Annotated in this window: 23 protein-coding genes and 1 pseudogene; 8 read left to right on the forward strand and 16 right to left on the reverse strand. The window is 35.8% G+C overall.

All coding sequences use genetic code 11. From position 1 onward, the window contains the following. Positions 1–708: 708 nt before the first annotated feature. The 3 genes from LI951_RS12725 to LI951_RS12735 form a co-directional block, all read right to left on the reverse strand. Complete coding sequence (locus LI951_RS12725; RefSeq protein WP_229442429.1) at positions 709–1335, reverse strand: hypothetical protein; 627 nt, start codon at positions 1333–1335, stop codon at positions 709–711. 80 nt (positions 1336–1415) lie between these two features. Beyond that, positions 1416–2894: a sensor histidine kinase gene (locus LI951_RS12730; RefSeq protein ID WP_229442430.1), complete on the reverse strand. Its 1479-nt coding sequence runs from the start codon at positions 2892–2894 to the stop codon at positions 1416–1418. Then, positions 2891–3574, reverse strand: coding sequence for a response regulator transcription factor (locus LI951_RS12735; protein ID WP_229442431.1), 684 nt, complete (start codon positions 3572–3574; stop codon positions 2891–2893). Before LI951_RS12735 ends, LI951_RS12730 begins: the two co-directional genes overlap by 4 nt. A gap of 502 nt (positions 3575–4076) precedes the next feature. On the opposite strand from LI951_RS12735, the gene LI951_RS12740 reads away from it, so the two are divergent. The 3 genes from LI951_RS12740 to LI951_RS12750 all read left to right on the forward strand — a co-directional run bounded on the left by LI951_RS12740 (position 4077) and on the right by LI951_RS12750 (position 5603). Beyond that, positions 4077–4457, forward strand: a complete 381-nt coding sequence (locus LI951_RS12740) for an RrF2 family transcriptional regulator (protein ID WP_202067876.1) — start codon at positions 4077–4079, stop codon at positions 4455–4457. A 57-nt stretch (positions 4458–4514) separates the two neighbouring features. Continuing rightward, entirely contained in the window at positions 4515–5090 is a 576-nt protein-coding gene (locus tag LI951_RS12745) for a class I SAM-dependent methyltransferase (RefSeq protein WP_202067877.1), read from the forward strand. A gap of 120 nt (positions 5091–5210) precedes the next feature. Continuing rightward, positions 5211–5603 (forward strand): DUF4809 family protein, encoded by a 393-nt coding sequence (locus LI951_RS12750; RefSeq protein WP_202067878.1) that lies wholly within the window; start codon positions 5211–5213, stop codon positions 5601–5603. 157 nt (positions 5604–5760) lie between these two features. Here the strand turns inward: LI951_RS12750 and ahpF are convergent, their stop codons facing one another. The 3 genes from ahpF to LI951_RS12765 form a co-directional block, all read right to left on the reverse strand. Beyond that, a complete protein-coding gene (gene ahpF, locus LI951_RS12755) occupies positions 5761–7290 on the reverse strand; it encodes an alkyl hydroperoxide reductase subunit F (RefSeq protein ID WP_229442432.1) in 1530 nt (509 codons plus the stop codon). A gap of 11 nt (positions 7291–7301) precedes the next feature. Further along, complete coding sequence (ahpC, locus tag LI951_RS12760) at positions 7302–7865, reverse strand: alkyl hydroperoxide reductase subunit C (RefSeq protein WP_202067880.1); 564 nt, start codon at positions 7863–7865, stop codon at positions 7302–7304. Positions 7866–8192: 327 nt separating this feature from the next. After that, positions 8193–8363 (reverse strand): hypothetical protein, encoded by a 171-nt coding sequence (locus LI951_RS12765; protein WP_202067881.1) that lies wholly within the window; start codon positions 8361–8363, stop codon positions 8193–8195. Positions 8364–9058: 695 nt separating this feature from the next. Between LI951_RS12765 and LI951_RS12770 the strand changes: the two genes are divergently transcribed. From LI951_RS12770 to LI951_RS12780, 3 genes are all read left to right on the forward strand, one after another. After that, on the forward strand, positions 9059–9916 hold the full coding sequence (locus LI951_RS12770; RefSeq protein ID WP_229442433.1) for a helix-turn-helix domain-containing protein: 858 nt from the start codon (positions 9059–9061) through the stop codon (positions 9914–9916). Between the two features lie 175 nt (positions 9917–10091). Beyond that, positions 10092–10565 (forward strand): IS200/IS605 family transposase, encoded by a 474-nt coding sequence (tnpA, locus tag LI951_RS12775; RefSeq protein WP_229442434.1) that lies wholly within the window; start codon positions 10092–10094, stop codon positions 10563–10565. 360 nt (positions 10566–10925) lie between these two features. Then, complete coding sequence (locus tag LI951_RS12780; protein ID WP_229442435.1) at positions 10926–12035, forward strand: ABC transporter ATP-binding protein; 1110 nt, start codon at positions 10926–10928, stop codon at positions 12033–12035. Positions 12036–13406: 1371 nt separating this feature from the next. Here the strand turns inward: LI951_RS12780 and LI951_RS12785 are convergent. After that, complete coding sequence (locus LI951_RS12785; RefSeq protein ID WP_229442436.1) at positions 13407–14843, reverse strand: glycoside hydrolase family 1 protein; 1437 nt, start codon at positions 14841–14843, stop codon at positions 13407–13409. A gap of 771 nt (positions 14844–15614) precedes the next feature. Between LI951_RS12785 and LI951_RS12790 the strand changes: the two are divergent. Then, positions 15615–15857, forward strand: a pseudogene (locus LI951_RS12790) (TerD family protein); the annotation flags it as partial. A gap of 659 nt (positions 15858–16516) precedes the next feature. Further along, positions 16517–19168, forward strand: coding sequence for a calcium-translocating P-type ATPase, PMCA-type (locus tag LI951_RS12795; protein ID WP_229442437.1), 2652 nt, complete (start codon positions 16517–16519; stop codon positions 19166–19168). A 695-nt stretch (positions 19169–19863) separates the two neighbouring features. Here LI951_RS12795 and LI951_RS12800 read toward each other — a convergent pair. The 9 genes from LI951_RS12800 to LI951_RS12840 all read right to left on the reverse strand — a co-directional run bounded on the left by LI951_RS12800 (position 19864) and on the right by LI951_RS12840 (position 26326). Beyond that, positions 19864–20976 carry a M56 family metallopeptidase gene (locus tag LI951_RS12800; protein WP_229442438.1) on the reverse strand — a complete coding sequence of 371 codons (1113 nt, stop codon included), beginning with the start codon at positions 20974–20976 and terminating at the stop codon, positions 19864–19866. A gap of 5 nt (positions 20977–20981) precedes the next feature. After that, positions 20982–21356, reverse strand: a complete 375-nt coding sequence (locus LI951_RS12805) for a BlaI/MecI/CopY family transcriptional regulator (protein WP_202067888.1) — start codon at positions 21354–21356, stop codon at positions 20982–20984. A 38-nt stretch (positions 21357–21394) separates the two neighbouring features. After that, on the reverse strand, positions 21395–21616 hold the full coding sequence (locus LI951_RS12810) for a hypothetical protein (protein ID WP_202067889.1): 222 nt from the start codon (positions 21614–21616) through the stop codon (positions 21395–21397). Positions 21617–21937: 321 nt separating this feature from the next. Beyond that, entirely contained in the window at positions 21938–22585 is a 648-nt protein-coding gene (locus LI951_RS12815) for an ABC transporter ATP-binding protein (protein ID WP_229442439.1), read from the reverse strand. 19 nt (positions 22586–22604) lie between these two features. After that, positions 22605–23888, reverse strand: a complete 1284-nt coding sequence (locus LI951_RS12820; RefSeq protein ID WP_229442440.1) for a hypothetical protein — start codon at positions 23886–23888, stop codon at positions 22605–22607. Further along, complete coding sequence (locus tag LI951_RS12825) at positions 23872–24816, reverse strand: hypothetical protein (RefSeq protein WP_229442441.1); 945 nt, start codon at positions 24814–24816, stop codon at positions 23872–23874. Before LI951_RS12825 ends, LI951_RS12820 begins: the two co-directional genes overlap by 17 nt. A gap of 130 nt (positions 24817–24946) precedes the next feature. Continuing rightward, positions 24947–25342 carry a hypothetical protein gene (locus LI951_RS12830; protein ID WP_229442442.1) on the reverse strand — a complete coding sequence of 132 codons (396 nt, stop codon included), beginning with the start codon at positions 25340–25342 and terminating at the stop codon, positions 24947–24949. Positions 25343–25702: 360 nt separating this feature from the next. Continuing rightward, positions 25703–25900, reverse strand: a complete 198-nt coding sequence (locus tag LI951_RS12835; RefSeq protein WP_202067893.1) for a hypothetical protein — start codon at positions 25898–25900, stop codon at positions 25703–25705. 51 nt (positions 25901–25951) lie between these two features. Next, positions 25952–26326, reverse strand: a complete 375-nt coding sequence (locus LI951_RS12840; RefSeq protein WP_229442443.1) for a hypothetical protein — start codon at positions 26324–26326, stop codon at positions 25952–25954. Positions 26327–26804: the final 478 nt, after the last annotated feature.

Below are 26804 nucleotides of genomic sequence, written 5' to 3' on the forward strand. Positions count from 1 at the left end.
CAGCCTGATTTTGACAGGAACACTCAAAATAGGGCTTTATTGTATAAAAAATTTTAAGATAAACGGAAAAATACTTAGCTGCAATTCTGTTTCTTTGCTTCCTACTTTATTCACTTTACATGGATTCCCAACTGCCACACTCTGTACCGATATAGACTTGGTCACAATATTTTCTAATCCACCACATGATCTCCAATCGCAACTCTAGGCATAATACTAATATTCTTGCCAATCTAAACATAATTTCCAATTGCTACAGGGACCGACTGGACCATTAGGGTTAGAGGAGTTTTTCTGGAAAATCTTTTTTCTGCCTTCATCGGGTGAGGTACTGTACAAATATATCCCCCGAGGTCAATTAATGAATAAATTGACCGTAATCAACATAAAAAAGGACAGAAATATGTATATTTTCCCCTAAAGTTTCCAGCATTTTTTCAAGTTCTCTCATAGCAGCCGTTCACTTTTCATATTAGTTATTAAAATGTTTAAAAAAATAAAATTAATTATTTATAGATTGATATATATTTATATAAACCTATAAATTCCTGCTGTATTTAAAAGGTTGGGATAAGAACCCTCAGATTAAATACTTAATAGATTCTGCAATGAAATGCAAAAAAGGAGTGAATTTCTCCACTCCAAAAATACTTTTTTTTAGCTATTCTGTACTTTAGATTCTGCATTTGTTTTTATTTCAACTATAAATTAGCGACGATGCCCAGTACCGTGACTGGAAGACTGATTCCCCCCATGATGATATCCCCGACCTCTCATAGCTCCATTATGCATGGTATTCTGATTTTGGTTATTTTCTGGGGAATCTCCGGCATTTCTCTGATTATAATAACTGCAAGTACCTGCACAATTTGCCGCATGATTTCCTGTTCCATCACAAATACCTGTACCTGGCGGCTGATTTCCCTGAGTCGTACAGCTGCCATCGCAAATTTCATTCCAATGGCCCATCCCGTTACAGATACCTGCATTTTGAGTCATTGGCTGATTAGCATCTGGTTGAACCAAATCAACAGTTTGTTCAGATTCCTTTCTATCAATGGCCGTCAGTCCAGCATTTTCTTCTAATTTAGTTTGCTGTGGAATTGCCTGTTTTGTTGTTTCTGTCTGGACACGTACTGCTTCGTCTCTGCAAAATGCTATCAAACCGACTGTCTTTCTAGTCAAATTTGCTAATTGTAATCCGGACTTTTCTCGAAAAGCTGCTGCTTCAGCAGAAGATATTGCTGTCTGACCATTAACTATCGGTGCATAAAAGCCTATGAGTAAACACACAATCATTCCAATAACCACCATTAAACTTGTTCTCTTTTTCATTTTTCCTCACCTCATTTCTCTATCTACTTTACAGTGTAAAAAGAAGTTATGGCAGAAGTGTGACAAAAGAGCCGGCTTTTTCAACGGGTGTTCTCTATTGGTAAATAAAAAGTAACGACTACCTGGCATCCAGACTCATTGTCAATGGTAATTTCTCCCGAATGCCGTTGGATGATTTGCTGACAAATAGCCAGTCCCAAGCCTGTTCCCTCTTCTGAATTTATGCGGTTTCCTCTGTGAAACGTTTCAAATAACGCCTGAGAATCTATAGGGTTTATAGAGCCGCTTTGATTTTTGAGTTTAAAACAAAGCTGATTCTTAATCTTTTCGATACTTAACAGAATTTCTGAATTATTATTGCTGTATTTATTTGCGTTGTCCAGTAAATTTTTCATCAGCTGAGTAAGCCGGACGTGATCTCCATAAATGTAGTCAGGCTCTGTCAATTGATTGTCTATCTTTAATACCTGGCCTTTCTCCTTCAATTTCCAACGGTAAGCTCTGACTGCATCCTCTATAATTTCAAGAGGATCAACACTTTCCATATTTAAACTAAATTCTACAGATTGAAGTCTGCTTAATTCCAATAGATCATTGACCAGCCGTTCTAAACACCCTGCTTCTTTCAGCAATTGCTGATGATATAGTTTCAGTTCTTTCTGAGAAGTAACTAATTCATCCGTCAAAGCTTCCAGAGAGCTCTTCATCACCATTACTGGCGTTCTTAATTCATGAGAAATTTGTGAAAGAAATTCTTTTTCTCCCCGTATTTTATTTTCCTGCTCATTTTTTGCCTGCTCAAGTCGCTTACTTAAAATAGACAGTCGTTCAGCCAGTTCATTCAGTTCATCTTCTGTTTGGAACTTTAAAGCCGGAGGATACTTTTCATTAATTAATGCATCTGTATAGTTCTCCATCTCTCTGATTGGTGAAACAAAGTCTCTGGCCAGTCTGATCAACAGCAGAATACTGATAAGTAAAGCGATGAGCATACTGATAAGTAAAATTAAATAACCATTTGCCTGATTCTGATGAATACTGGCAACATCGGAGTACATCACAACAATACCGACCACTTGATTTTCCACAAGAATGGGCAACACCATCGTGATCGAAGATAATTGAAACAGACCTCCTTCTTTAATGGAAGCTGAGCTCTTGCTTAAATACACGCTTTCAATCAACTGATCGGCTGCTTCAGGCAACTCCTGATCTGTTGTATTTCCATGGTGACTATTTAAAAGCGCCTGCTTATTTTGATCAACTACCCAGACATAGTCTCCGGCAATTTGATTAATAAAATTCAAATAAGTACCATAACCCATCATCCCACTATGATTGTTTTGACCACTGCCCATTCTGGAAGAAAGTGTTTCTCCTGAAAAGTAATCAGCCAAGGTATTTTGAATGATTTCTCCTCTGTGACTTACTTCTTCCATATGGAGATCCTCGGTCTGCTTTGAAAAAATGACAGCAAACAACACTCCGATCATTATAGTCATCATAATTAGCAATGTGGAAACCAATCGAATGAGACGGCCTAATATACTTTTTTTCATTCCATCACCTCAAGCGCATAGCCTTCTCCCCAAATCGTTTTTATTTTACAGGAAGAACCCGCTGTTTTCAGCTTCACTCTCAATCGCTTAATATGACTGTCAACAGTTCTCGGATCACCATAATAATCCATTCCCCAAGCACTGTCCAAAAGATTCTCTCTTGTGAACACCTTCTTTGGATATTGAAGAAACAAGATTAAAAGCTCAAATTCCTTCTTAGTCAGAATAACTTTTGAATGACCTATCTTTATTTCTTTTGTCTTTTGATCAATAAAAATATTGCCATAAAAAAGAGCTGAATCCACAGTATTTTTTTCAAAATCAATTCTTCTCAGCAATGCCTTTATTCGTGCAACTACTTCCTTGGGCGAAAAAGGCTTCACAATATAATCATCTGCACCAATCTCCAAGCCAAGAATCCGATCTGCATCTTCAGACTTTGCAGTAATCATAATAATCGGCACAATAGAGGTCCTTCGAATTTTTTTACAGATGGTAAAACCATCAACATTTGGAAGCATAATGTCCAGCAAAATCAGATCTGCAGGCTCAGTTGGAAATAAATCCAATGCCTCTTTTCCATCATAAATATGCTTCGTTTCATACCCTTCCTTTTGCAGATATTTTTCCAGAACATCAACAATTTGATGGTTATCTTCAATAATCAAAATCTTTTGCATTCGTCTCTCCCTTCTGAAACCCAGTCCTTTTCCTTTCCACTCCAGTAAAACTGCTTTTTTCTCATTATAGTTGAAAAGAAGGAGCTTTACATCAGTAACTAATGAGAATCGATTTCAGTCCTTTCAGATAATTCCGCCCTTAAATAGAAGTAATCCAACATTCTAAATCTTTAACAGCTTCTTCTCCGCTTTTCTCTTAATAAATCAATTCGATACTTAAACCCAAATAATCAAAATTCTTTTCGTATTTTTTTGAATTTACCCCCAATTTTTGACACTAATACAGAAAAGCATTGAACTAACAATATTTCGAAGTATCCTTCATTTATTTAGAAAACAGCTTCTGTAACTGCTGATATAATAGGCTTTTTAGTGAAAAACGGGGAAATTCAAAGTATTTTTGATTGACAATCATTTACAACTCTAATATTATAGATAAAAAGACTCTTTAATAACTTTTTATCATTTTCACTCATAATAACTAATGAAAGTGGTGAACGCAATGAAATACACAAAAGCAACAAACTACGCACTCCATATTATTGCTTATCTAATCAGCAGCAAATCTCAGGAAAAGTCCTCCATATACACTTTGGCAGAACAGTTCAAGCTTTCTCCCACATATTTGTCCAAAATTTTGACACAACTGACAAAAGCCGGACTGGTCAGTTCGACACCAGGAGCAAAAGGCGGTTATCAGCTGGCTGCTCCTAAAGAAACGATTTCCTTCCTCGATGTCATTCAGGCAGTTGAGGGAAGAGCACCTCTGCTTGTTTGTGATATGTCTGTGAATCACAATTGTGTGATTCAACAAGTTATTACTAATGCTGAAAAGGAAATGAATAACTTTTTAGCTGAAAAAAAGATTATTGATATTCTTTAACCAAGCTGTTTTTTTCAACGATTCATCAAAATCATTTTATTCAAAGGAGATCTATTTATGAATCATTCACATCATCCAACCAATCCTGACTTCTTTCAAAAAAAAGTTGCCAATCTTGAACAGCATCGCATTGAAACTATTACGTTTGAAGAGATTGCAGCACTCTTGGCTATCCAATCAACAGATAAAATTGCTGATTTAGGTGCCGGCACCGGATATTTTACATTTCCACTCGCTGAAATTGCAGAAACCGTTATTGCTGTTGATTTAGATATGCAAATGCTGGCATATATCAAAGAGAAAATGGAAAATCAGCAAATGTCCAATATTAAACCAGTACATTCTGCTTTGACAAACCTCCCCTTAGAAAATCATTCTGTTGATAAAGCCTTAGCTTCAATTGCCTTGCATGAAATTCCGGAGCTTTCTCAGGCACTGGATGAAATTAAACGTATCCTAAAGTCAGGCGGTTATTTTCTTTGTGTGGAAATTGAAAGAGATGTGACGGGCACTCATAACCATCCCCGAATCACACAGGAAGAAATGAGGAAGTATCTGTTGGAAGCTGGTTTTACAATTATCGATGAAAGAATTCCAACTAAAGGAATTTACGCCATTACTGCACAAATCTGACAAATTAGAAAAACAGACTATTATGTCAAGCTGTTTTTTATTATAATCGAGCTAAGCAGACTGCATTCTGATTGCTTCAATTAAATAAATAGTCAGAGAACGGAAAAGGATGGATGACAAATGAAAACAGCAAGAATCAGCAGTATCATTGATTTGACCGAAGGCGGTTGTAATGCCTGCGGAATTATAAAATGTGAGTCCTATACACTGACAATGGACGGTTTGGAGACACCTTTGGAGGAATTAACAGTGAGTACACTTGTCATGACTCTGGCTCTGAAAAGCGGTTTTAAACAGGAAATGAAGATGGCGCTTCTTGATGACTATATTTCTTTTACAAAAGGAGATCTTGAGGTGAAACTGTTTGAAGATTATGATCGACTCACTTATAAAAGTGCAGCTGCAGAAATGAACACACGGGATCGTATTGCAGATACACAAGAATTAACAGAGACAGCAAATAATATTCTGACTACTCTGTTTCAAATAGAAGCTATTGCTTTTGAGTATTAAATACGTCCTTAAGCTATTTATTGATCGACATCCTTTTGTCGATCTTTTTTTGTAAAACTTTTTCTCTAGAGAGCAAAAGGAAGGCATCTTTATCTGAAAATCACTTTCCAGATAAAGACACCTTCCTTAATTATTCAGTTATTTATTTTTTTCTATGTTAGTTGCGAATCATATAGTCAAATGCTCCTAAAGCAGCCGTTGCCCCTGATCCCATAGAAATAATAATTTGTTTATAAGCGCTGTCAGTACAATCACCTGCTGCAAATACCCCCGGCAAACTTGTTGCACCGCGTTTGTCAACAACGATTTCACCCATTCTTGTAAGCTCCAGTGTATCTCCAAGCCAATCTGTATTTGGAACCAGACCAATCAGCACAAAGACACCTTGAACCTCCAGATGAACTTCTTCATTAGTTTCACGATCTGCATACGTAATACCATTTACTTTATCTGTACCCGTGATTTCCTTCGTCTGAACATTTTTCAAGACAGTTACGTTTGGTAATGAGTATAAACGATTCTGAAGCACTTGATCTGCTTTCAATTCAGGCATAAATTCAAGAACAGTAACATGTTTTACTACTCCAGCCAAATCAATAGCCGCTTCGATTCCAGAGTTTCCTCCACCAATAACGGCAATATCTTTGCCTTCAAATAACGGACCATCACAGTGCGGACAGTAAGCCACACCTTTGTTCTTAAATTCCTGCTCACCGGGAACACCAACATTACGCCAACGGGCACCTGTTGCAAGAATAGCCGTTTTACTTTTCAGAACCGCTCCGTTTTCAAGGGTTACCTCAACAAAATCTTTTTTCTCCAATTTAGCCGTTCGCTGAGATTTCATCACATCTACGGGATATTCATTCACATGCTCTTCTACCTGAGCCATCAGCTTCGGACCTTCTGTATATTTTGTTCCAATAACATTTTCAATACCCAGTGTTTCCAGAACCTGTCCGCCAAATGTTTCAGCAACAAGACCGGTACGGATTCCTTTGCGGGCAGCGTAAATAGCTGCGCTGGCTCCGGCAGGTCCTCCTCCGATAACCAAAACATCATAAGGATCTTTCCCTTCAAATTCAGAAGCATCTGCTGGACCGGCAGCTTTTTCAAGAATCTGTTCAATCGTCATACGTCCGCTTGAGAATTCTTCCCCATTTAACAAGACAGTCGGTACAGCCATGATTCCTTTAGCTTCCACTTCCTCTTTAAACATACCGCCTTCAACCATTGTATGTGAAATTTTAGGATTCACAACACTCATGATATTCAGTGCCTGAACAACATCCGGACAGTTATGACAAGTCAAACTCACATACGTTTCAAAATGCAGTTCCTTGTCAATGCTTTGAATCTGTTTGATTATTTTCTCATCAACCTTAGGCGCACGTCCGCTGACCTGCAGTAAAGCAAGAACCAGAGAAGTAAACTCATGTCCTAAAGGAAGTCCTGCAAAAGCAACACCGCTTCCTCCATCTGCACGATCGACAGCAAAGCTTGGGGTTTTATCAAGCTGAACTTTTTCCATGGAAATTTTTGGAGACATTGAAACAATTTCTTCAACAAGTTCCAGCACTTTTTGAGAATTTTCATCAGAACCGATGCTTGCTTTCAACACAATATTATTTTCTAAAAGCTCAAGATATTGAGCCAATTGACCTTTAATTTCTGTATCTAACGCCATTTGAATCCTCCTTAAATTTTACCTACAAGATCAAGGCTAGGCTTCAGAGTTTCTTCGCCCTCTTTCCATTTTGCAGGACAAACTTCACCTGGATTTTTACGTACGTATTGTGCAGCTTTAACTTTATCGATCATAATACTTGCATCGCGACCGATGCCGTCTGCATTGATTTCCACTGTTTGAACCACGCCATCAGGATCAACAAGGAATGTTCCACGTTGTGACAGCCCTTCCTCTTCATCCAATACATCAAAAATACGAGAAATCTTTTGACTTGGGTCACCAATCATAATGTATTCAATTTTACCAATCGCTTCTGATTGGTCATGCCAGCCTTTATGAACAAAATGAGTATCTGTAGAAACAGAATAAACTTCTACGCCCAGTTCTTTCAATGCTTTGTACTGATCCTGTAAATCTTCCAGTTCGGTAGGGCAGACAAAAGAAAAGTCAGCAGGATAAAAACAGAAAATGCTCCACTGACCTTTTAAATCTTCAGAAGATACATCGATAAATTCCCCCTGATGATATGCTTTTGCAGTAAATGCTTCAACTTCTTTTCCAATTAATGACATATAAAATTCCTCCTAAAAGTATTTGTATTGAGAATACGTAATGTAAATGATACCTGAAACTTCATGATTCAATTTTTGAAAAATGAAATTACAATTAAAATTATCAATGTTCTGCCATAAAAAGTCAAGAGGTAATTATAATTGTTAAAAACTTATAATTATTCTAATTTACAGATTCAAAAACCTTTAAATACAGAATTTGTGAAATATTAATCATAATTAACAAGAAAGCTCCATTCTCAATTACACCTTTTTTTATTCTCTTTTTCTCATATCTTTTTATATTAAAAACTCTCATTTACCAAGCTTTGACTATTTTACTATATTTTACTTAGTGTAATTTTCAACATTCCACAGTCCATTCAAACCAAGATAAACATATTCTCCTTCAACAACTGCTTTCGATGGAATTGGTTCAGCAAATTTTTTCGGTATTTTGACTGTAACTGCATCTTCTTTCAGAAAAAAATAAACCCCAAAAGCTCCTAATAGAAGCATTCTGAAAACCCACAAATAATCATTTTGAGTGGTATCAATAACCAAATCAAAAACCACTGTCTTATTTTCAATTCGGTAGATAGCTTTGAGTGAATGAAGCGGCGTTTTCTAACTCCAAAACAAAACGGTATTTGGTGAAGCAACAAGTCTTTCATAATATTTTTCCAGCTCTTTCAACCTAGGCTGATCATTCAAATAAGTTATTTGATTCTCTATATAAATGTAATGTGGCTATTGATTAAACTGCTTCCACAGTCCATCAAATATATCTCCATCCAGTCCCATAACCTTGACCTTATTTGGATACGCCGATGTAATCATGCGATTATCTCCCTCTTCTGAATTTTAGTATGTATTTCTTTTATTTTATCATGTAATTTATTTTTTATAGTCGTCAATAAAAAAATACGTTACATACAGAAATCCTGCATCTCCCGCACTTCTCTTAAAGTTGGAAAGGAGCACATTCAGTTTCTAAACTTCACAATGAATGACAAATTTATTTCCCTCTATTGCTAATCAGCGCTTCAATTTCTTCAAAGCAATAGATTCTTGGTTAGCTATAATACATCATCACATCTTACATTTCCCAACAGGCTATGATAGACTTATTTTGTTAAAATAAATCATTTTCTACAGATTTTTTTAGATACTCGACTATTCAAAAAATATTTACTAAATGAGGTGCTTGATATTTGGAACCAAAAGATCTGCGAACCATTTACCCGGATGCTGAGCGGCATAATTATCCGGCAATTGATCCAGCTTACTTATCAATTCCTACCGATAGCGGCTATCTCTGGCTTTTAAAAAAGAAACTGTCAGAGAAAGAACAGCTATTACTGGCATTGCTTTCCAAAGAAGTTCCCTCTTCTGGAAAATCAACTAACAGTCTCTGGTATCAAATTTTATTTCGGCAGAAGAGAATTGAAAAAGAAGGACATTTTCGTGTGATTCAAATCCAGCTGCAGCTGCCTGATGATTTCCTGATTGATGCATGGAAAGAACATATTAATGGGATTTTTTCGCATGCTGAAGATTCTCTTTTCTTAACACCTCAAAGTGCTTTGCTCATTGAAAAACAAGCAGAGTATACATTAACGAAAGAAGAGCTCGAAGGGATTTTCCTGACACTGGATGATGATTTTGGGACACTCAGCTCTGTATTTATCGGAGGCTTTCATGGCAGTACCTCTGCATTCCCTGCTCTTTTTGAAGAGGAACAAACGATTTTTCGGGAAGAATCTCATTTGATGAACAGGCAAAGGGTCTTTGATATTTCTGATGTAGCGCTGCATTATTTTACCAAGGATGCACTGGCAAAAAGCAGCCTAATTCTATCAATGAAAGAAGAATGGGTAATTGATGAAGAGATGAAGGAAATCATATATATATTATGGCGCAATCAGGGAAATATCAGTTCAACTGCCAAAGAACTGTTTATGCACCGGAATACTTTACAATATCGGCTGGAAAAATTCCAGGAGAATACCAGCCTGCAATTAAAAAATACAGATGATTTAATTCTCTGTTTTTTATTACTAAACAGCTGAATAACACGATCGTACAGGAATAATCTGCTTGTACGATTTTTTTGTATGTTCTGAAAACCCCCAGCTATGCTGGGGGTTCTTGAGAGCTTCCAGCGTGGTAGTAAAAAAGCCTCCTAAACTGATAAGATGAAGTTGGTTTCCCGACCACCACATCAAAAGTTAAGGAGGCACCTCTATGAAAAAGGCTAACGAAAGTTTATCACACACTGTCTGGAAATGTAAGTATCATTTAGTATTCGCACCAAAATATAGAAGACAGATCATTTATGGAAAGTACAAAACAAGTATAGGGGAAATATTGAGAGAGTTATGCGAGAGAAAAGGAGTTGAGATACTTGAAGCAAATGCATGTAGAGATCACATTCATATGCTGGTAAGTATTCCACCTAAACTAAGTGTTTCTCAATTTATGGGGTATTTAAAAGGAAAAAGCAGTTTAATGATTTTCGATAGACATGCCAATCTAAAATACAGATATGGGAACCGAAAATTTTGGTGTAGGGATTATTATGTGGACACAGTAGGGAGAAATAAAAAACAGATAGAAGAATACATTCGTAATCAATTACAGGATGATTTAGTAGCAGATCAACTGACCTTGTTTGAGGAGATTGATCCGTTTACAGGAAAAGCAAACAAAAAGAAGTAAGAAAGGGCTCCTTTAAGGAGTCGTGAGTAATTGTGGTGCTAGCGGGAGACCTTTCTTCAGTGGGCCTTTCAGGCTCTGGCCGGTAATAGAGGCTTTCAGCCGCAGAGCAAACCTCCAGTTCACACTGGAGGTTTTGATTGTTCCTCATATTTCTCAGCCAAAATAATAAATTTTTCCCTACCTGCTGCTCACTGTTTTACTGATGAACAATCCTTTAAAATCCAATCTGAAAAAGTATTTTTCTCTGTTTCGGCAAATTGACGAAAATCTGTCCAATTTCTTGGGCAACCTACCCTTGTTGGCAGATACCGCTTTCATATATACTGAATTCATCCAAAACAGAGAGAAGAGGAAAAAAGAATGGTAGAAATTGCTTTAAAAAACATTTACAAAAAATATGACAACGCTGAAAATTACTCAGTGACAGACTTTAACTTAGATATTGCAGATCGTGAATTTATTGTTTTTGTTGGACCTTCCGGCTGTGGTAAATCAACAACATTACGGATGATTGCCGGCTTAGAAGACATCTCTGAAGGTCAGCTGATTATTGGCGATAAAGTTATGAACGATGTTGCGCCAAAAGATCGTGACATCGCAATGGTATTCCAAAACTATGCATTGTATCCCCATATGACCGTTTTTGACAATATGGCATTTGGACTGAAATTGCGGAAATATGACAAAACAGAAATTAAAAAACGTGTAGAAAATGCCGCTGAAATTTTGGGTTTAACGGAATATCTGCAGCGTAAACCAGCGGCTTTATCAGGTGGTCAGCGTCAGCGGGTTGCTCTGGGACGTGCGATCGTTCGGGATGCAAAAGTCTTTCTGATGGATGAGCCGTTATCAAACCTGGATGCAAAATTACGTGTTGCCATGCGCGCAGAAATTGCTAAATTGCACCGTCGTCTGGAAACAACAACGATCTATGTGACCCATGATCAGACAGAAGCGATGACCATGGCTGACAGAATCGTTATTATGAAAGACGGTCTTGTTCAGCAAATCGGTTCTCCTAAAGAAGTATATGATACCCCAAATAATATTTTTGTGGCTGGATTTATCGGTTCACCGGCAATGAACTTCTTCAATGTTACGCTGAATAACGGTATGATTTCTGATGGAAATGACTTCAATTTAAGATTACCTGAGGGGCAAAACAAGATGCTGGTTCAAAAAGGTTATGAAGGGAAAGAAGTCGTGTTCGGTATTCGTCCTGAAGATATCCACAGCGAGCCTTTAGCATTGGAAGCAGCACCTGAAACAGTGATTCGTTCTGAGATTGTCGTTTCAGAGTTACTGGGTGCCGAAACAATGCTTTATACCAGAGTAGGAAAACATGAGTTTATTTCAAAGGTAGATGCACGCGAACTGCATACGCCGGGTGAAACAATTAAATTGGCATTCAATCTTAATAAAGGACATTTCTTTGATAAAGAAACGGAACAAGTGATTAAGTTGCCTTAAATAAATTATTTTGAAGAGGGACTGCGATATAAGTCCCCGTCCCCCCCTATAAAATGACTGAAATCAGTTTATAGGGGGGATTTTAGGTACCCCCAGCCCTTAATAATTATAACCGAATAAACGGTGTTCCACCTCTGTACGCTTCACTGCACATACAGTTCTGCCAGACCAAGAGAGAGCTAGCTTCATTTAAGGAATATTTATCGACAGCATACTCTATCTATGCTGGAAGAAACGGCATGAAGAAGCTTTGACATAGCCTTAGCTCTTTACAACAACCTATTTGTGCAAAAAAGTCTGTTCAAACCTTTCATTTCAGCATCTGAATGGTTAACAGTTTGCAGTCAATTTTTTTAAGTCAGCGAAATAAATTTCTAAATAGTCAAAGAGAATACCTTTCGTTTAATTTGTCACTTTGACGAAAAAACAAGTGACTTCTTGTGCACTCTACCATTGTTGTCCTGCAGCGTTTTCATCTATACTTAAGGTAGCCAAACGAACCATTAAATTTTATCATTTGGTCCCCTTAGACCTTCTTGCTTCGGCAGAAGGTCTTCTTTTTTATACTTTAACTTAAGAACATAAATACCGACATTCGTTACAAAAAACCTAACTGGCAGACTGCTCGATAAATAGATAAAGAAATTAGAGCGTGTCTGAAAACAATAGAGAGAACCGAATTATCAGTTCTACTGATGTAGGAATGGTAGACGTACTGAGAATGAACTTGATTTTATTTCATAAAATCAATGCATTGAATCGAAAGTAAGAACTTGCTTCTACGCTTCTTCGAATGTTCGTCGCATGTCTTAGGGGCATACAAGAACTTGCTTCTACAAATGATCGTCACATGTCTTTAAATGGACGCGTTTGTATCGAGAATCGAGCATTGTGAGACTCATAGCGACAGGGATTTTCTACGAGTATATAAACTTCTAGTAAAATTGCCAGTCCCACTTTTGTAGGAACCGTTAGCGGGATAGTATGCAAAACGACAATCTCATGAACATTTAGACCTTCAATCTTAATCACCACAAAGGCATACAAAGACTGAAACACCGTTTATTCGGTTTTAGGGGGCTGGGACCCTCTTTAAACGGAACTAGCTCATATCTATTTTTTTCGAGAAAACTCATTCCTAGAGTTCTCAGACTAGTCCTGATCGTAGACTTAAAAATGGACAAAAAATGATCGTTCATGGTCTTTAGCAAACTGAACGATCACTTCTTTTGATTTTAATCTTGCTGCTGTCTTAAACAGCCTTGCTTAATTGAACAGCCTTCCATTTCTCCTTGAAGGATACTGTAAATTCAGTAATTTTTGTAACGTTGAGCTTGGTATCTTAAAAATCAGACATACTAATGTTGAGTTCTACAAACTCTCTCCGTTCGATGCAATTACTTCTTTATACCAGTAGAAACTATCTTTTTTATATCGATTTAACGAACCCTTTTGAGTTTCATCTTGATCAACATAAACAAATCCATACCGCTTTTGATACCCATTCAACCAGCTGAGGAGATCAGTATATGACCATGTACAATAGCCTAAAACGGTAACACCATCAGTAATTGCTTCCTGAATAGCATGAACATGATGTTTCAGATAATCAATACGATAATCATCATGAATCTCTTTCTCCGTTGTCAGTTTATCATATTCTCCTAATCCATTTTCTGTAATTAGAATCGGCATACGATAACGGCTGGTCAACCTTCTTAAAGCAATTCTTAAGCCCTGAGGATCAATTTCCCAATCCCAATTTGTTCGTTCAACAAAAGGATTCTCAACACGCTTAAACACACCTGGAAGCCCTGATTCTTCTGAAGATCCTTTTTCACCAGTCGTATTCATTTTCCCCATACCAACACCATCCAGCGGATTGAATGCTGCTGTATTTGTTTGATAATAATTGATACCGATAAAATCCGGTTTCCCACTTTTCAGCAGCTCGATGTCCCCATCTTCAATAACCGGTGCAAGTCCCTGCTCTTCCAAATAATTTAAAGCGGCAATTGGATACTCACCAAAGACGTATACATCCAACCAAAGATGCGCATTCAAATCCTCTGAGTCCTCCGCTGCCAAAACATTTTTAGGATCGCTGTTAAAGGAATAATTGGGACTATAAGCAAAGCTTGGACCAATCATACCTGGCATATCCATATCGTGAAAGTTTTTGATAACGGCAGCATTTGCAAGATTCGCGAAATGATTTACCTGATACATTCTTTTTGGGTCCTGTACTGCAGGTGGATGGCTTGCCAGCAGATAGCCATGAGCTACGAAAATATTCTGTTCATTCAAGCTGACCCAATGCTTTATTTTCCCTTTGAAAGTTTCAAAAAGCACCGCTGCATAGTTTGTAAAATCATCAATAATCTTACGTGATTCCCATCCTAGATACTCATCTTGAAGTGCTTGAGGAAGATCCCAATGATACAATGTTAAAATCGGCTCAATTCCGTTCTCAAGTAATTCATCTACTAAGTCAATATAGAATTGGAGCCCGGGACGATTCACTTCTCCACGTCCACTAGGGAATATCCTAGTCCAGGCAACAGAAAAGCGATAGGCTTTTAAGCCCTGTTCCTTCATTAACGCTATATCTTCTTTATATCGATGATAATGGTCAACAGCTACATCCCCATTTGTTCCTTTAAAAGTTTTCCCTGGAATGCGCACAAATTCGTCCCATACTGATACGCCTTTGCCATCTTCCTGCCAAGCGCCTTCTACCTGATATGCTGCAGAAGCTGAACCCCACAGAAAATCTTTTGGAAATTTTTTAAGTTGTTTATGTTCCAATTCTCAGACCTCCATCTAGTTTTTGACCAATCCGTATTTTCACTTACTCTGGATTCTATCTGCTCTGTTTCAACTATTATTAATTACTGCTTACTATCTCTTATTGTCAGATATAAGCTAATCATTACAAAAAATTGACTAGTCATTATGATTGTAGCTTCTTTTGATCTTACAATCAACTGTTTATTCTTACTTATTTTTAGAGCTGTACATTTTAAACCAGCCAGTTTCCAACGAGCATTCAGCCAGATTAAGTTCGTAACCTTATTTGCAGAAAAAAGATTTATCTGCAATAATTTATGTTTCCAAAAATAGACTCTGAAATTCTGAATTTTTTATTCTAATCCATCAGTCTGATTATTTATGTAAAGTTCAGTCAGTAAGAAATCTTTCTATTCGATCAAAAGAATATTCTATTTGAAAAAGCTTGGATATTCCCATTGACTCCTTACCAACATACAGATGCCCTCCACAGCATCCGGTAGTCCATGTCAGATCCCCCAGAGCTAGATAAACCGCTTCTGTCGGCAACTCTTTTTCTCCCACTTTTTGGCGAATTAATCCACAGCAGGAATAAGGTATATTGGTATATTCTTCTACTGGAACATGAAGTTCTTTTAGCCAGCATAAGAATATGGTGCAGATTATTCTTTTTCTGGATTGATCAACAGCTTTTTCAGAACCCTACGTAATGAAACCCACGTTGTTTCCCCTACTCCCTAGTTTAATAAAATGAATACTGTATAATGAAAGCCTTCTTTAACTACTGATAACGCTGAAGAACGTACCCAAAATTTCGGTCAGGTACCCAGTGCTTTTACAAGAATTATTGATGCTGCTTCTAATGAAAAGTTGATTCGCTATGATTTAGGTGAAGATTTTTCTATTGAAACAGCAATTGTTGCAGGAGAATTATATCGTCATAACCGCAAATGGAAACTCACTGCAATCGGTAGCAGTTATCAAGATGGTCTTACAGCATTAGTTCAAGTATATGGATTAGATATGGGTTAGACATGCAATAACAGTTGCTATATAATTAACTTCAAGACTTGGGAGGCGGGACAAAAGCAATCATCTCAGAGAATTAAGAAGGAATATCCGGAAATTGTCAAGGAACACCAGTCATAAAATGAATAGCTGTGAATGGATACCTTCTTGGAGCTGCTCATATTTTCAGTATAGTTCGACTTATTTCCAGAACTGCTGTCTCTACGAGTCCAACGATTCTCGAGACGAAACATTACGCTGTATCCGTTTTTCTGCGTCTATGGTTCTCAACTACACTACACTACACTACACTTCGTTTCGATCTCATCAATTTCTAAATGGCAGAGCTGCTAAGAATTGAAGGACTTCGTTCCAATCCTCGAAGCATGGAGGTGCTTTGTTCCTACGCTCCTACGAATGCTCATCACATGTCTGAAGGGCAAGTAAGAATGTGCTCCTACACTTCTTACGAATGCTCAGATCATACAAAGACTGGAACACCGTTCATTCGACTTTAGGGGTATCGGACATACTTATATCACAGTCCCACAATGAAAAGGAGAGCCGCAGTCCTTTCTGCTTCCTCTCAGTGGTAGGAGCAGATTAGGAATGGGGACATCGGACCATAATATGACTACAATCTTTTAGAAAGATTATTTTCACAACAAAAAGGAGAGTAACACGTGAACAAAACATTTACTGGTTTAACGGCTGAACAGGTCGAACAATCCCGCAAAGAGCATGGGACAAATGCTTTGACTGAAAAGCAGGCTGAGTCATTTCTTGACAAATTAAAAGGAAATTTTGACGATCCAATTATTAAAATTCTGATCGTTGCGTTGGTACTAAATCTGATTTTTTCTTTTCTTGGTTATGCAGAGTGGTATGAAGCTCTGGGAATTGCAATTGCTGTTTTACTAGCAACATTGATTGGAACATGGAGCGAATACTCAAATGAAAGTGCCTTCCAAAAACTACAGGAGGATGCTTCTAAAATTGTTGTAAAAGTCTATCGTGATGGTCATGTTGCTGAAATTAAAATTGATGACATTGTTCAGGGAGATGAAATTATTTTGCAGACAGGAGATAAAATTCCTGCTGACGGACTCTTGCTTGATGGTGATTTGAAAGTAGACCAGGCTTCTCTGAACGGAGAATCTGATGAAGCTAAAAAAATCCCTCTTCCTAAAGGCGGGATCTATGAAGATGGTGATACCTTTGATGAACATGCATTGTTCCGTGGTGCAGTTATTACTTCTGGTGAAGCGGTAATGAAGGTGACAAAAATTGGAGATGCATCCTTCTTCGGACAAATGGCTTCTGAGCTTACCATTGATGAGCGTGAGTCTCCATTGAAGTTAAAGCTTGCCGGTCTGGCTGATACAATTTCTAAAGTTGGTTATACTGGCGGTATATTGATTTTTGCAGCCTTTATGATTAACCGCATCCTAGTACAGAACAGTTTTGATGGAGCTCAAATTTCTGAATACTTCTCAAATCTTGGTGCTTTCGGAAATGATATCGTTGAAGCTTTCATTCTTGCAGTAATTATTATCGTTGTTGCTGTTCCCGAAGGATTACCAATGATGATTGCCATGGTACTTTCCCAAAATATGAAGAAAATGCTTCGCAACAATATTCTGGTTCGTAAACTGGAAGGGATCGAAACAAGCGGAAGCTTGAACATGCTGTTTTCTGATAAAACAGGAACAATCACAAAAGGAAAATTGGATGTCGTTTCCTTTATTAATGGTGCGAATGACAATTTTGATACATTGGCTGATGTTCCGGAGAAACTGCAAAAAATTATCAGCAGTGCTGTTATCAACAACACAAATGCAGTAATTTCTGAAGACAGTAACGGAAATGTATTGATTATCGGAGGGAATCCAACAGAGAAAGCCGTTCTTGCATTTGTAGAAAAAAATGAAAATGTTCGTGCAACTTTGGAACATGTTTCAGTAATCCCTTTTTCATCTGCCAGAAAGTTTTCAGCAACACAAGTAGCAGGTGACTGGAATACAACCTTGATCAAAGGAGCTCCTGAAATGATCCTGCCAAACTGTTCTGCTTACTATGATACAGATGGACATAAACAGCCTTTTACAAAACAAACAGTTCTGGAAACAGAAATTAATGAATTGGCAGAACGATCTATTCGTGTACTGCTTTTAGCAACTACAGAAGACATCATTACAGAAGAAAGTCTGCCAAATGACTATACGTTAATCGGCATTCTGGCAATCCGTGATGACGTACGTCCAGAAGCCATTGAAGCAATCGAAGAAGTTCATCAAGCAGGCGTACAGGTAGTTATGATTACTGGGGACCGTAAAGAAACAGCAATCGCCATTGCCAAAGATGCTAAAATTTTGACTGCAGATAACGAGGTTGTTCTGACTTCTCAGGAATTAAATGAAATGCCGGATGAAGAAGTAAAATCTATTCTTCCAAATATTCGCGTCATCGCCCGTGCATTGCCAACTGATAAATCTCGTCTGGTTCGTCTGTCACAGGAAATCGGCTTAGTAGTCGGAATGACTGGTGACGGTGTAAATGACAGTCCAGCCCTAAAACGTGCTGACGTCGGCTTCGCAATGGGCAGCGGAACCGAAGTTGCGAAAGAAGCCGGAGACATTGTTATTCTTGATGATAACTTTAAATCTATCGCTCAAGCCATTTTGTTTGGTCGTACGATTTATCGTTCCATTCAGAAGTTCATTGTGTTCCAACTGACATTAAATGTTGGTGCTTTATTAATCAGTTTCATTGCTCCGTTTATCGGTATTGATCATCCGCTGACCATCACCCAAATGCTATGGGTTAACCTGGTAATGGATACACTGGCTGCTTTGGCATTCGGTGCCGAACCAACCCTGAAGCGTTATATGAGAGAGAAGCCAAAACGTCGTGATGAAAATATTGTGACCCCCTCTATGTTAGCTGCTTTTGTTTTTGAAGGTGTAATAATTACAGGGATTGGTCTTTGGATGTTGAAAGGAACCTTCTTATCTCAGTATTTCACCAGCGGAACAGGCAATATTGCACTTTACACAGGATTCTTCTCATTCTTTATTCTGTATGCTGTGTTTAATGGTTTCAATGTCAGAACAGAGAAATTGAACATCTTTGATAACCTGAACAGAAATAAAATGTTCCTGCGTATCATGATATTGATTATCGTTGTTCAGATTCTAATGACCTTTGTCGGCGGAGCAATTTTGAGAACTACTCCGCTGAGTGTTACAGAATGGGCAATTGTCCTAGGACTTTCCATAGCGGCAATTCCAATTGATATGCTGCGAAAAGTCGTGTCAAAAGTAATTAACAAATAAGTATTAGATAGAAAAAATAAGCGCAGGTTTCTGTTTATTTGCCAGCAGAAACCTGCGCTTTAATTTTGCGCTTACTGAAAAAGGCGCTGCAATTAATAATGTTAGTGAGCTATCATCGGCATCTTTTATTTACACTAGAAAAGACACCTTGAATTCCTTTAAATTAACGTCAACTAAAACCAATTTAAAGATAAATCAAAATGTCTCACCTAAGAGAATTTTTTTCAAAGAACAATTCCTAATAATATCTATTCTTTATAAAATTCATTTTGCAAAATCATATAGTAAATAATCCTCCTAATCAAATGAGCAACAACATTGTTCTGATGAACATCCATACCAGCACAACATTCATAAATGATTTCCATAAAAAGCACTCCTTCATCAAAAGCAGGAAAGGAGTGCCTTATTTCTTATTCTATCAAATTTTTATACACATACTTATAGGCTATATTTCAGGATTATCAAGAGATAAAGCAAGTTAATTTGACATTCAGCATATATTACTTTCCAAAAATCGTATCGACTTTTCCCCTCTACATCTTGAATATACTGCACCTTTCATTATTCAAGACAAACGAGTAGTACGAGTTTATGAATGTTTGACATGGAGCCTCTACTTGCCTTTTCTATTCGATTTCTTCTGACAATACCCGTTAACAACCAATCTTTTTTACTCTTCAAAGACCAAGGGATTATTCTTCTTCAATTGTATCAATTTGCTTAATGTGCTCGAATTCTTTTGGAATTTTATCAGATTCATAACTGATAATATATTCACCATTAACATACATATCATAGTTACTGCCGTTTTTAACAAAAAAACTATTTTTCGTTGATATGTCGTAGGTTACAGATTCTGTCTCACGATCTACTGCATAAGGTTCAAAGATAACAGCACTAGACAAAAAGAATAACACCACAATTATTCCCATGAGTATTTCAACTGATAGTTTATTTTTTTGACCACTTAAAATACATTTAGATCTTTGCAATAACTTAGAAGACGATTTTGATGAAAAATTAAAATATACATTCTTATTGAAAGAGTAATTTTGGTTTTCACTCTGAAGTTTACTTACTTTTATCAAGGTCTCAACATACTCGATTTTTTGAGCTTCATCAAAAGTATGTATTACATTCGAATCCACTCTAATTTCCAATATTTGATTCATTCTATCCCTGAATAGATAAATTAAAGGATTCCACCAGTAAATAATTGAAATTAAAGAGTACACATACTTTATATATAAATCCAAATTTGAAATATGTGTAAGCTCGTGGGATAAAATCAGCTCTTTCTCTCTAGCTGTAAAACAATTTTTAGGAAGAACAATAATCGGTGAAAATACTCCTATCACTGATGGAGGGATACGTTCATCTACAAAAAGAATCTTTAATGATTTATCTTTATAATGAATTTGATCTGAATCTGAACAAAGACGAGAGAAAGATTTTATCTTAAAATATGACCTTATAAATCTGATAAGCTTTATACTCAAAACGAATAGCCAAACAAAAAGTAAAACGGATGACAGTGACACTGCAATATCACTCCAGAGGGTAACTATTTTATATGCTAACAACTTATTTATTGCTGGTAAGAGAACCCTCGAAGGTAAAGTTATTGTGTGAAAAAATTCAAAAGGAATTACTAATCTTAAAATAAAAAGAGCACTAAAAATATAAAGAACATTAGAACTGACTAGTCTGCTATCCCCCAGATATCTCATTAACAAAAAAATTAAAATTAGAATTATTGAATTCCCAAATTGAAAAGTCATAAACGAAGACAGTGATAAATGCAAAATACTCACTCCAGTTCTTTCTTCTTCGATCTAATTAAATCTTCAATTGCCTTTATTTCCTCTACCTCATCATTTTTAGCGCGAGATCCCAAAAATTGAGAAATCAGTTCTGTTAATTTGATATCCTCAAATTGATTAAGAATAAACTCTTCTTTACTTATTGAAAAGGTATAACTTCTTGTTAAAACAGTTCCACTATATACAATATCCGATACCTTTGCCAATCCCTTATTCATCAACTTCTTCAAAGTAACTTGAACTGTACTCATCACTAATGTAGTATCAATCTCACAAATTTGTTTTGCTGTTACAGGTACATTCTTTTTCCATAAAATATTAAGTACTTGCTGTTCTTTCGGATTAATTTTCATCTTTTCCATACCGTATTCCTCTCAACTACCTAAAAGGTTTGTAATTATCATACTGCCAATATCCAGTTCCCCATCCATTTTTGCTTAGAATAATTATATTTTCTTTTATACATCTTACCGTTTTTAGTCTTATATCGCCAACCAATAATATCAGCACGAGTTTGAACGATTGATTGCTTACTCTCAACTGCCTCAGCAAAAACTTCCTTCCCAAAAAAGGAGCCGAATACTGTTAATAAGCACATAGCTATAAACAACTTTTTCTTCATTTTTTTGAGCTCCCATTCTTACTGTTACAACTATTTTTATAATTGGATTAAATCACATAAACTATATTTTGTAAACAAAAAAATAACGTCTGTTTTTCACTATTTTCTCTATATTTTTCTGCTATACCAAATAGTTTCCTTGCTCTGATATCATTGCTGCGCACAAAATAAATAACTTCAGGTTCTGATAATATTCAACGTTCTCACTGCAATGCCCTTATAAACAATATTATTAGTTATTATAATTATTCTGTATCATAGAAAAGGTCACCAGATTTTTTTATTTACGCTTTTGTTATATCCAAACCATAATGATTTCACTCAGTTATTTACTAATAACAGCTTACCATTCTCAAGTATGAATTGAGCATCACAAATCTTTGCCACAGCATCACTATGAGTAACCATTATCAGTCTGGCTCCAGTCTGCTTGATTCTTTCAAGAAGTGCCAGTATCTCCTGCTCTGTCTTTTCATCTAAAGCCCCTGTAGGCTCATCAGCTAGTAAAACTTTGGGTTTCTTTATCAAAGCTCTGGCAATTGCCACTCTTTGTGCTTCTCCACCGGAAATTTCTGATATTTTTTTTAAGCCATAATTTGAAAGTCCAACTAAATCAAGTAGTTTATTTACTTTCTGGGTATTTTTCTTTCTTCCCAAAGTAAGCTGAATATTTGCACTTACATTTCTATCCTCTAGTAAATTATAATTTTGAGTTATGAGCCCAATATTCTTTTTCCTAAATTCAATATTTTTCGACGTACTTTTACTAACTATTTTGTTTTCAAATGTATAGACTCCATCATACACTGTATCTAAACCAGCCAAAAGTTTTAAAAGTGTCGTTTTCCCCGATCCGCTGCGTCCAGTTATAGCAACTGAGCGATATTCCCCTAAAGAGAATTCCATATTATCGAAAAGTAATATTTGGGTTTTAGGAATTGTTTTTCTTATACCATGTAAATCAATCAAGTGTCATAACTCCCTTCTTTTAATAAAAATCAGAAAAGCTTAAATGTACATCTTTCTTCAAGAACATGACCATCAAAGAATAGTCAAAAATCAGAAAACCAAAAGTGCTGAGTAAGACAATTAAAAAAATTGGCATATTTTTAATAGGCATCACAAGAAAACAAAAACTAAAAATTAATGAAACAAGAACATTACCAAAGACCACATCATTAAAAAGTAATGACTTTATCTTTTTTATTGACTCACCATTAAAATAAGCGATAGCGTATCTTTTTCTTCTCTGATTATAAATTTTGTAAGTAAGAAATATCATTATATTTAAAATAGATAAGGTTATGAAAATAAGAATCCAGTACAATAATGTTCGATTCGTGTTGATAAGCCCGTACATCCGATGATACTGCAAAGTGAAAGCGGGAATATCCAAGAGGGTATAGTCGTAAAAATCGGATTTTTTTGCAATACTCGACAACAAATTATTCAAATAATCAAAATTTTGTCCCTGTTTGATAATAATGTCCCCACCTATCATAGCAAAATACAAAATGCCTAAAAATTCTTTATTACTTTCAGTAACATCCAGCAACTTTTCTGGATAAGGAACGATTATATAATTATCCAAATATTTATTAATGTCATTTTTATAAAAGACAGAAGTATCTTTCTCCAAAAAACCTGCAACTTTAAATTTATATTCTTTAGTATAAAAAATTCCGCTCAAAACTTCATTTAAATTATAGATCTTTTTGTAATCCGCTCCCAGAAGAATTGGCAGCGTATCTTGTTCTAAACTCAATTCATGCCAAAAATCACTGGAACCTTGCTCAAGCTGAATATTATAGAAATCAAAAAAATGTTTGTTCATTTGGAATGCCTTTATATCTGAAACCGTAATATTGGTAATTGGATCAAGATAGCTATCGACAATTTCTACTTCGCTTCCCATCCCATAGCGTTCGTTAAATTCTATTCCTCCTCGAAAATTTTTGAGCTGTAAAGGCTGATCAAACGACGATGCAAAATTCAGGGCTTCATTTCTATTTAATAGATTATAAAACGTTTTTACTGTTTCCAAAGATGCTCGGGATTGCCTAAAATTATAAAAATCGTCTGGATCAAATAATGTATCCACCATGGCAAACATCTTATTCTCTGTACCTTCCTTCACTGTATAGTGAAGCTGCCTATTTATGTTGCTTGAAAAGGAAAAAAATATATAGAGTAAAAAAAGAAGCAGAAGCAATATGCTGGATTTCAATAAAATTAAAAGACCATTTCTCTTGAGATTATAAATTAATTCCATTTCTTAATTTCCCCTCTCCCTTTACAAAAAAAACTGTAAAAATAATTAATAAGAAAACACTTTCAGAACAAAACAGCTTTGTCAAAAAGTAATAATCAACAGAGATATCTCTTAATAAATAAGAAGAAAGCAGATTGGGAATGCCTGCGCACAGGCTGATTATAAGTAAATAGCTGCTGCATTTACTATATCTTTTAAGTGTCGACAGACCTAAAATATAATTCACTTCGTTTTCTTTTTTCAAATCCATATACACAATATAAGCCATCAGAACACTGCTCATTAAAATAATGACTAAACTTAGCCCATAAATAATTGGGGAAAAGAAATCGCTGTTTATTTTTCTGTCAAGTCCAATATTATTTTGATAGTAGTCTTTTTTCTCATAATATGCCTTATAATTATTTCCAATTTTTGTGCCATCTACTGTTAAAAATTTCTTTGCAGAATCAAATACTGCTGAATCATTAATTAAAACGGAATTATCTAAAAAGCTGGGTCTACTGTATCCCAAATACCCAATCACCTTATAGCTCACATTATTATAGACATAGTACTCTCTTCCACCGTTTTCAACAACAACCACTTCATTGCCAACTAATGCTTCTTTAGAATTGGGTATTGAGAAAAATTTACCTTTACTTAAAGGAAATAGCTTGTTTGAATAATCTTTGGAAAAATATCCTCTAACTATATCTGTATTATTACTTTCCAAGGGTACAAAAACCGCTAAATCATCTACATCTTTGAATGTATTGTCCACTATTGTTTCAAAATTGTCTTTGACAAACAGATGCTCAATTGAATACAAGTCGTTACTCTCTAAAAATAATTTAGTTTGTCTTACGTGATACTCATTTACCAACGTAAGTAAAAAGTATGTACTAAAAACTAAGAAAATAGAAATGAGCATATTTTTATTTTTCATGAATACACCTCTATAATTAAAATCATCCTAATTTATTTTTCTTGATTAAACACAATTGGAGTTAGAAAACTTTATTTCTCCTAACCCCAATAACACTATTCTCATGTCAAAAAAATACTAATTAAATATCTTATCTCCCATAGTAAGTTCTTGCAGCAGCTGTATCCCCTCCATATGCAGGTTTAAACCAAGGAGATATAGCTTCCGTACCACTAGTTCCCCATCTTCTTCCGGAAGTGTTGACCACTGCCCCTGTCCAATATCTTTCCATTTGTGCAGTGGTATAGTGAAACACGCCACTCCATGTAGTCCATCCATGCGCTCGGGAACAGGTAGTTCCACCCATTACTTTTGTTTCTCTTTTCCCTGTATGCCTGGCTGTACTACGAGTTAAAAACTCATTGTAATTAGTATAACTTCCTGTTTCTTCACTCCAGCCGCCAACTTCTTCTGCACTAACAGCCAAAGGTAAAAGTACTCCTCCAACAGCAAAAAAGACAGCAACTGATAAAAAAAACTTTTTCATTCATAAGACCTTCTTTCTATCGGTATAACAAAATATTATCATCAATACATTTTTTTGTAAACTAAGTATTTAAAAATACAAAACAAATACATAGTTATTGATCAGAAAATTTGCAATTGATACGCAATAATCATGTATTTTTTTAACTAACTATCTGCTATCAACAAGAGTGAACGGAAAGTAACAGGGATATTTTGGAGGCAGAAAATCAATGATATTACAAAATTTCATAAATTAATTTTTTATACCTTCGGTCTCACGTTTTATATAGTATTCGTATTTCATCTTTTTGATACCATTGGTAGTATTCGCATCAAGAGACGACTTCGTGCCTTAAATTTCTAATTGAGCTATCGTCAATCACTTTTTCACACGTACAAATTCCTTATGTTGTAATTTATATTTAGTACCACAACTAAAACAAATCATTTCTTTATTTGCTTTTCGTTCAGCTTTTTTACCACAATCACAATCTACATACCAAGGAATATCTCTAAACTTATAATAATCATTTTTAATAGGTTTTCCTAAGGTATTATAAATGGTTCTATTCAGCATATAAAAACCTCCCTTTTTTATGATAGCCTTGCAAACAACTTGAAAAGTGTACTAAATGAAACATAAAAATATAACTGGGAAGATCAACAATAAAATTAATGGAATCAAAGTTTGAACTGGATCTGACAAGATTGATGCTGCAATCTCTATACTAAATTGTTCGAAAGGAGATACTGGATTCTCTTCTAACAATACTCCATCAACTGTTTTTGCTTCTCTCGTTAAGTTCATCTTCTTCAAAAGAGTAGGAACTTCGTTAAATGTTTGAGTGTTTACAAGCCTTCCTTGAACGAGTCGACGAAACCGAGTCCCAACATTTCCTTCACATCGAATTAGAGTTACAATTGAGTGCTCTCCCATAGACTGATTTTCAATATATTCTACTTCACTGTCTTCAATTATTTTGTTCTCTATCACTTCGTACACATAGACATTCTGAAAGTCAGTTGTATAAATTAGTATACAATTATGAAAAACATTAATTTTTATTATTAATTTCACTACAATAGGATACTATAACAAAAACATTGGTATAGATAGTGATCAATTTAAAATATATTTGTTAACTATCAATATTTCTAGTACTATAACAAAAATAAACGGCCTCCTTTTCTAAAACAAACAGGAACCACACAACTATTTTATCTCTAAAATAGTTGTGTGGTTTTCAAATTTAATTTTTCTTAGAACAAAAATATTTTAGCCCATTGTCAATGAATATTAGTGATAAGAATTCAATGATCTAAAGAAAGTAGATACGAGGGACTATGCCAAAGTAAATGAGTCTGGGACAATAGTCCGTCCTCAAAAAGAAAACACGCTCGATTTTGGCAATAATCATCAAAATCGAGCGTGTTCTTTCTTTTTTACGTATCTTCCTCTCCATATATTTTCCCAATTTCCT

The organism is Enterococcus sp. BWT-B8, assembly GCF_020567625.1.
Taxonomy (GTDB): Bacteria; Bacillota; Bacilli; order Lactobacillales; family Enterococcaceae; genus Enterococcus_L.